Genomic DNA, 5,468 nt, shown 5'->3' on the forward strand with positions numbered 1-5,468 from the left:
TGTCAGAATTATGAGAAAATAGGTGCAGTCAGAAAATGGAGGGAATGCAATGAGAGAAGACATCAAGATTAATGACCGTGCTTTAGCATTAGGAAATCAAATCATTGACAAGCTAGAAAAAGTTTACGATACAGATGTGGAATTAGATGTCTATAATCTTGGCTTGATTTACGAGATTCATTTGGACGAGGCTGGTCTTTGTACAATTGTCATGACCTTCACCGATACAGCCTGTGACTGTGCAGAAAGTTTACCTATTGAAATTGTGGCAGGTCTGAAACAGATTGAAGGAATTGAGGATGTTAGGGTTAAAGTTACCTGGTCACCTGCCTGGAAGATTACACGCATCAGTCGCTATGGACGTATAGCACTTGGACTACCACCGCGCTAAAAAACAAGAGAGAGTGGGACAGGAATCGGTAATTCGATAGAATTCGATTTCGTAGTCCCACCTCCGCACAGTTGAGTAGGGCTGTAAAAGCTGATGAAATCAGCGTAGTAGAGCCCACTCAACCACTGCGTCTTGCTCGACAATCCAAAGACAATTGAGAGGCTAGGACTTTTGTCCCAGGCTCCTTTTTGTTATTAGATTCCTCTAACTGCAAAATAGTGTCCACTTGGATTTGCAAAGTTAAAGTTAGGGAAAGGCTGAGTATTGATCGAACTAGTGGTATCAGTCACTGCAGCTAGGCGTTGATGAAGACCGTGAAGGTCTGCTGACTCAAAGAGTAGGCTGGGTTTCATATCGACTACCTCCGGTGATACTTGACGAATAAAATCCTTAGCATAGATAGTGAAAGTCAGCGTACTGTCAGCGTGAGGTTTCATCTCAAAAGTTTCAAATTCCATTATTTCTGGTTGATTAAAAACTTCAAATCCAATGGCAAACCAAAAGTCTCTCTCCACTGCTACATCATCTACGTAGAGCATAATTCCTGTATTTTGTGAAAACATCATTTCTCCTTTGTAATCATAGTTAGAGCAAAGATTTTATAACATTCTATGAGAAAATACAAATAACTAGAAAAAGCAGTCATTTAGCGACTGCTTATTTTCTAGTTATTTTTTACCAGATTGTTCCATATTCCAGAAATCTGTAACGGCACCACGTGATGCAGAAGATACGGTATGGGCATACTTACCAAGAACACCACGGCTATAGAGTGGTGGCAAGGTTGTTTCTGCCTTGCGTTTTTCAAGTTCTTCATCGGAAACGTCCATGGAAATTTCTTTCGTATCTTGGTCGACAGTGACGATATCGCCTGTACGAAGGTAGGCAATTGATCCGCCATCCTGAGCTTCAGGAGCGATATGTCCAACAACCAATCCATAAGTACCACCAGAGAAGCGTCCGTCTGTCAAGAGGGCAACCTTGTCTCCTTGGCCTTTACCAACGATCATTGATGAAAGTGATAGCATCTCAGGCATACCAGGACCACCCTTAGGTCCAACGAAACGAACAACGACAACATCGCCATCAACGATTTCATCTGACAAGACAGCTTGGATAGCGTCTTCTTCTGAGTCAAAGACCTTGGCTGGACCAACGTGACGACGAACCTTAACACCTGACACCTTGGCAACTGCACCGTCAGGAGCAAGATTACCGTTCAAGATGATAAGCGGACCGTCCGCACGTTTAGGATTTTCAAGTGGCATGATGACTTTTTGACCTGGAGTAAGATCTGCAAAGTCAGCCAAGTTTTCAGCGACAGTCTTACCAGTACATGTGATGCGGTCTCCGTGAAGGAATCCATTTGCCAGCAAGTACTTCATAACTGCAGGTACACCACCAACCTCGTAAAGATCTTGGAAGACATATTGACCAGAAGGTTTCAAGTCAGCCAAGTGAGGCACACGTTCTTGGATAGTATTGAAGTCCTCAAGTGACAAGTCAACATTAGCTGCGTGGGCAATGGCGAGCAAGTGAAGAGTAGCATTTGTAGAACCACCTAGAGCCATAGTCACAGTAATGGCATCTTCAAAGGCTTCACGAGTCAAGATATCAGACGGTTTGAGACCGAGCTCCAGCATCTTAACAACAGCACGTCCAGCTGCTTCAATGTCTTCTTTCTTATCAGCAGATTCTGCTGGGTGAGAAGAAGAACCTGGCAAGCTCATCCCCAAAACTTCGATAGCAGTCGCCATAGTATTGGCAGTATACATACCACCACAACCACCAGGCCCAGGGCAGGCATTACATTCGAGACGTTTCACGTCCTCAGCTGTCATATCACCGTGGTTCCATTTACCGATTCCTTCAAATACAGAAACCAAGTCGATGTCTTTGCCATCCAGTTTTCCAGGGGCGATAGTACCACCGTAAGCGAAAATAGCTGGGATATCCATATTGGCAATGGCAATCATAGAACCAGGCATGTTCTTATCACAGCCCCCGATAGCTACAAAGGCATCTACGTTATGACCACCCATAGCAGCTTCGATAGAGTCCGCGATGATATCACGAGATGTCAAAGAGAAGCGCATACCAGGCGTTCCCATGGCAATCCCGTCTGCTACCGTAATGGTTCCAAATTGAACCGGCCAAGCACCAGCAGATTTGACACCTTCTTTTGCAAGCTTACCGAAGTCATGCAAGTGGATATTACATGGTGTATTTTCTGCCCAAGTCGAAATGACTCCCACAATTGGTGTTTCAAAGTCCTTATCTGTCATACCAGTCGCACGAAGCATGGCACGGTTTGGTGATTTAACCATACTGTCATAAATGCTACTGCGGTGACGTTTATCTAATTCTGTCATTAAGTTCCCTCCCATTTCAGTTTTTACCATTATAGCACATTTTAAAAACAATGAACAGAAGAAAATTCTTGAATTTTCAGACAATTCAAACCATTGAAATCTTCTTAAAAAAGATTGCATATTTTTGTTGACATTTAAAATTAAAGTGATATCATTTAGATATCAAATACAGGAGGTCATTCTGATGACTGAAAAACTAATCAATTCAAAACCAAATGGTGTAGTAGCATTGGTACTCATTGAGTTGGCACTCGTACTTGGTTTCCTTATATTTATAATGGGTGCTGGTTCGGAAAACATTTTTGGAATTATTATCGGGCTTTTATTAATCTTAATTTCAGCACTAGCTCATGCTGGTTTAAAAGTTGTCAAACCTCAGGAAGCACTGGTTTTGACCCTCTTTGGTAACTATACTGGGACCATCAAAGAACCTGGTTTTTACTTTGTCAATCCCTTCAGCATAGCGGTCAATCCTGCAATCCACACTCGACTTGGTCAAAGTGGTGATGTTAGCACGAAATCTCCTTTTTCAGGGATGAAATCATCAAATGGTAATGACGTAAATCTTGAAATTGGCAAGAAACAGATTTCACTCAAGGTTATGACTTTGAGCAATTCCCGTCAAAAGATTAACGATTGCTTAGGGAATCCCGTAGAAATCGGTATCGCGGTAACTTGGAGAGTTGTCGATACAGCCAAAGCAGTCTTCAACGTTGATAACTATAAAGAATATCTGTCATTGCAGTGTGATAGCGCCCTTCGTAATATTGTCCGCATCTATCCTTACGATGTGTCTCCGAATGTGGATACTACAGGTGATGGGCAAGCAGATGAAGGCAGCCTCCGAGGCTCTAGCGAGATTGTAGCTAGTCGCATTCGTGAGGAAATTCAAAATCGTGTAGAGGACGCTGGTTTGGAAATCCTTGAAGCACGTATTACTTACCTAGCTTACGCTCCAGAAATTGCTGCCGTCATGCTTCAACGTCAACAAGCATCAGCCATTATTGATGCACGTAAGATGATTGTTGATGGCGCTGTAGGAATGGTTGAAATGGCACTAGAACGTCTCAATGAAGGAGAATTAGTAGAACTTGACGAAGAACGAAAAGCTGCTATGGTTTCAAATCTCCTAGTCGTTCTCTGTGGCAATCATGATGCACAACCAATTGTCAATACAGGAAGCCTTTATTAGAAATGGCAGAAGCTAAAAAAAAGCAAATCCCCCTTCGACTCTCGAATAAGCTATACGCTGCACTCGCATCATGGGCAGAAGATGACTTTCGATCAGTTAACGGGCAAATTGAATATCTCCTTACAGAATGTGTCAAGCAACGGAAGAAAGACGGGAAATACGTCTCAGAAACCATTGATGAACCCTTCGAAATTGATATTTAATCTATTTTCCTATCCAGAATAGTGGATAGAAAAATTTTTTAATCTTTTTTTGTCAAGTAACTTTACTTTACAAAAAAGTTTTGATATACTATTAAAGTTGATGAAAATCAAACCTAACTGAATTTATATCTTAAAAGGAGAAATCAAAATGGCAGTACCTGCACGTCGCACTTCAAAAGCGAAGAAAAACAAACGTCGTACACACTACAAAGTAACAGCTCCATCTGTAAACTTTGACGAAACTACTGGAGATTACTCACGTTCACACCGTGTATCACTTAAAGGATACTACAAAGGACGTAAGATCGCTAAAGCTGCATCAGCTGAATAATAGAAGGGAGATACCATGCGCGTAAATATTACACTTGAACACAAAGAATCTGGTGAACGCTTGTACCTTACTTCTAAAAACAAACGTAACACTCCAGACCGTCTTCAATTGAAGAAATACTCACCAAAACTTCGCAAACACGTTGTGTTTACAGAAGTGAAGTAAGCATTCAATACGAATCAATACATAAGAAAAACGCTGATTTCAAGCGTTTTTTCTTTTTTCAATTTCAATACATTTCACTATATTTCAGTCCAATCTCTACCTTTTTTAGATAAATATATCATTTAGATATTGAAATTAAGCCCTGCTATCATTTCGATGGCAGGGCTTTTTAATGTTTGGTACACTACCTTCTTATCTATATTTTGATGGAGCTGAAGTTGACATCTACAAAGTTTAATGTTAAAATACATTCAAAAATATATTTGAATGAGGTGTTTTATGATTCAAAATGTTGTTACTTCAATAATCCTGTATTCTGGGACAGCCGTAGACTTACTTATTATCCTAATGTTATTTTTTGCCAAAAGAAAAAGCAGAAAAGACATCATTAACATCTATTTAGGACAATTTCTAGGCTCTGTTAGTCTAATATTGCTAAGTTTACTTTTTGCATTTGTCTTAAATTATATTCCTAGTAAAGAGATTTTAGGTTTGCTCGGTTTGATTCCAATTTTCCTAGGACTCAAAGTTTTGCTTTTAGGAGATTCTGATGGAGAAGCTATTGCAAAAGATGGTTTGCGCAAAGATGATAAAAACCTGATTTTTCTAGTCGCTATGATTACTTTTGCAAGTTGTGGTGCTGACAATATTGGTGTTTTTGTCCCATATTTTATTACCTTAAATTTAGCGAATTTGATAGTGGCTTTACTTACTTTTCTAGTCATGATTTATCTCTTGGTTTTTTCTGCCCAAAAATTGGCACAAGTCCCTTCTGTTGGAGAAACTTTGGAAAAATATAGCAGATGGTTTATTG

General features: G+C 40.2%; 9 protein-coding genes. 6 read left to right on the forward strand and 3 right to left on the reverse strand.

Translation table 11 applies throughout. The annotated features are described in order from the left end of the window. Nucleotides 1-49: 49 nt before the first annotated feature. Nucleotides 50-391, forward strand: coding sequence for a metal-sulfur cluster assembly factor (locus HMPREF1116_RS11115; protein ID WP_001206377.1), 342 nt, complete (start codon nt 50-52; stop codon nt 389-391). 194 nt (nt 392-585) lie between these two features. Here HMPREF1116_RS11115 and HMPREF1116_RS11120 read toward each other — a convergent pair whose 3' ends face one another. Next, nucleotides 586-954, reverse strand: coding sequence for a hypothetical protein (locus tag HMPREF1116_RS11120; protein ID WP_000492762.1), 369 nt, complete (start codon nt 952-954; stop codon nt 586-588). Between the two features lie 105 nt (nt 955-1,059). Further along, complete coding sequence (gene ilvD / locus HMPREF1116_RS11125) at nt 1,060-2,763, reverse strand: dihydroxy-acid dehydratase (protein ID WP_000137339.1); 1,704 nt, start codon at nt 2,761-2,763, stop codon at nt 1,060-1,062. Between the two features lie 184 nt (nt 2,764-2,947). Here ilvD and HMPREF1116_RS11130 point away from each other — a divergent pair, with 184 nt between their 5' ends. From HMPREF1116_RS11130 to rpmG, 4 genes are all read left to right on the forward strand, one after another. Continuing rightward, nucleotides 2,948-3,955, forward strand: coding sequence for an SPFH domain-containing protein (locus tag HMPREF1116_RS11130; protein WP_000136853.1), 1,008 nt, complete (start codon nt 2,948-2,950; stop codon nt 3,953-3,955). A gap of 2 nt (nt 3,956-3,957) precedes the next feature. Next, entirely contained in the window at nt 3,958-4,158 is a 201-nt protein-coding gene (locus tag HMPREF1116_RS11135; protein WP_000796543.1) for a PTS ascorbate transporter subunit IIC, read from the forward strand. Between the two features lie 148 nt (nt 4,159-4,306). Continuing rightward, nucleotides 4,307-4,489: a 50S ribosomal protein L32 gene (gene rpmF / locus HMPREF1116_RS11140; protein ID WP_000290417.1), complete on the forward strand. Its 183-nt coding sequence runs from the start codon at nt 4,307-4,309 to the stop codon at nt 4,487-4,489. Nucleotides 4,490-4,504: 15 nt separating this feature from the next. Then, nucleotides 4,505-4,654 carry a 50S ribosomal protein L33 gene (rpmG, locus tag HMPREF1116_RS11145; RefSeq protein WP_001265622.1) on the forward strand — a complete coding sequence of 50 codons (150 nt, stop codon included), beginning with the start codon at nt 4,505-4,507 and terminating at the stop codon, nt 4,652-4,654. A gap of 122 nt (nt 4,655-4,776) precedes the next feature. Here rpmG and HMPREF1116_RS12420 read toward each other — a convergent pair whose 3' ends face one another. Next, nucleotides 4,777-4,905 carry a FanG protein gene (locus HMPREF1116_RS12420; RefSeq protein WP_075230464.1) on the reverse strand — a complete coding sequence of 43 codons (129 nt, stop codon included), beginning with the start codon at nt 4,903-4,905 and terminating at the stop codon, nt 4,777-4,779. 28 nt (nt 4,906-4,933) lie between these two features. Between HMPREF1116_RS12420 and HMPREF1116_RS11150 the strand changes: the two genes are divergently transcribed. Beyond that, nucleotides 4,934-5,468: CadD family cadmium resistance transporter (locus HMPREF1116_RS11150; RefSeq protein ID WP_000615744.1), on the forward strand; the 535-nt coding region annotated here is incomplete at its 3' end.

Source organism: Streptococcus sp. SK140 (assembly GCF_000259525.1).
Classification (GTDB): Bacteria; Bacillota; Bacilli; order Lactobacillales; family Streptococcaceae; genus Streptococcus.

Excerpts from the sequence above, each read along its gene's own strand:
- HMPREF1116_RS11115 (WP_001206377.1), top strand. The coding sequence starts at position 50 with ATGAGAGAAGACATCAAGATTAATGACCGTGCTTTAGCATTAGGAAAT.
- HMPREF1116_RS11120 (WP_000492762.1), bottom strand. The coding sequence starts at position 954 with ATGTTTTCACAAAATACAGGAATTATGCTCTACGTAGATGATGTAGCA.
- ilvD (WP_000137339.1), bottom strand. The coding sequence starts at position 2,763 with ATGACAGAATTAGATAAACGTCACCGCAGTAGCATTTATGACAGTATG.
- HMPREF1116_RS11130 (WP_000136853.1), top strand. The coding sequence starts at position 2,948 with ATGACTGAAAAACTAATCAATTCAAAACCAAATGGTGTAGTAGCATTG.
- HMPREF1116_RS11135 (WP_000796543.1), top strand. The coding sequence starts at position 3,958 with ATGGCAGAAGCTAAAAAAAAGCAAATCCCCCTTCGACTCTCGAATAAG.
- rpmF (WP_000290417.1), top strand. The coding sequence starts at position 4,307 with ATGGCAGTACCTGCACGTCGCACTTCAAAAGCGAAGAAAAACAAACGT.
- rpmG (WP_001265622.1), top strand. The coding sequence starts at position 4,505 with ATGCGCGTAAATATTACACTTGAACACAAAGAATCTGGTGAACGCTTG.
- HMPREF1116_RS12420 (WP_075230464.1), bottom strand. The coding sequence starts at position 4,905 with ATGTATTTTAACATTAAACTTTGTAGATGTCAACTTCAGCTCCATCAA.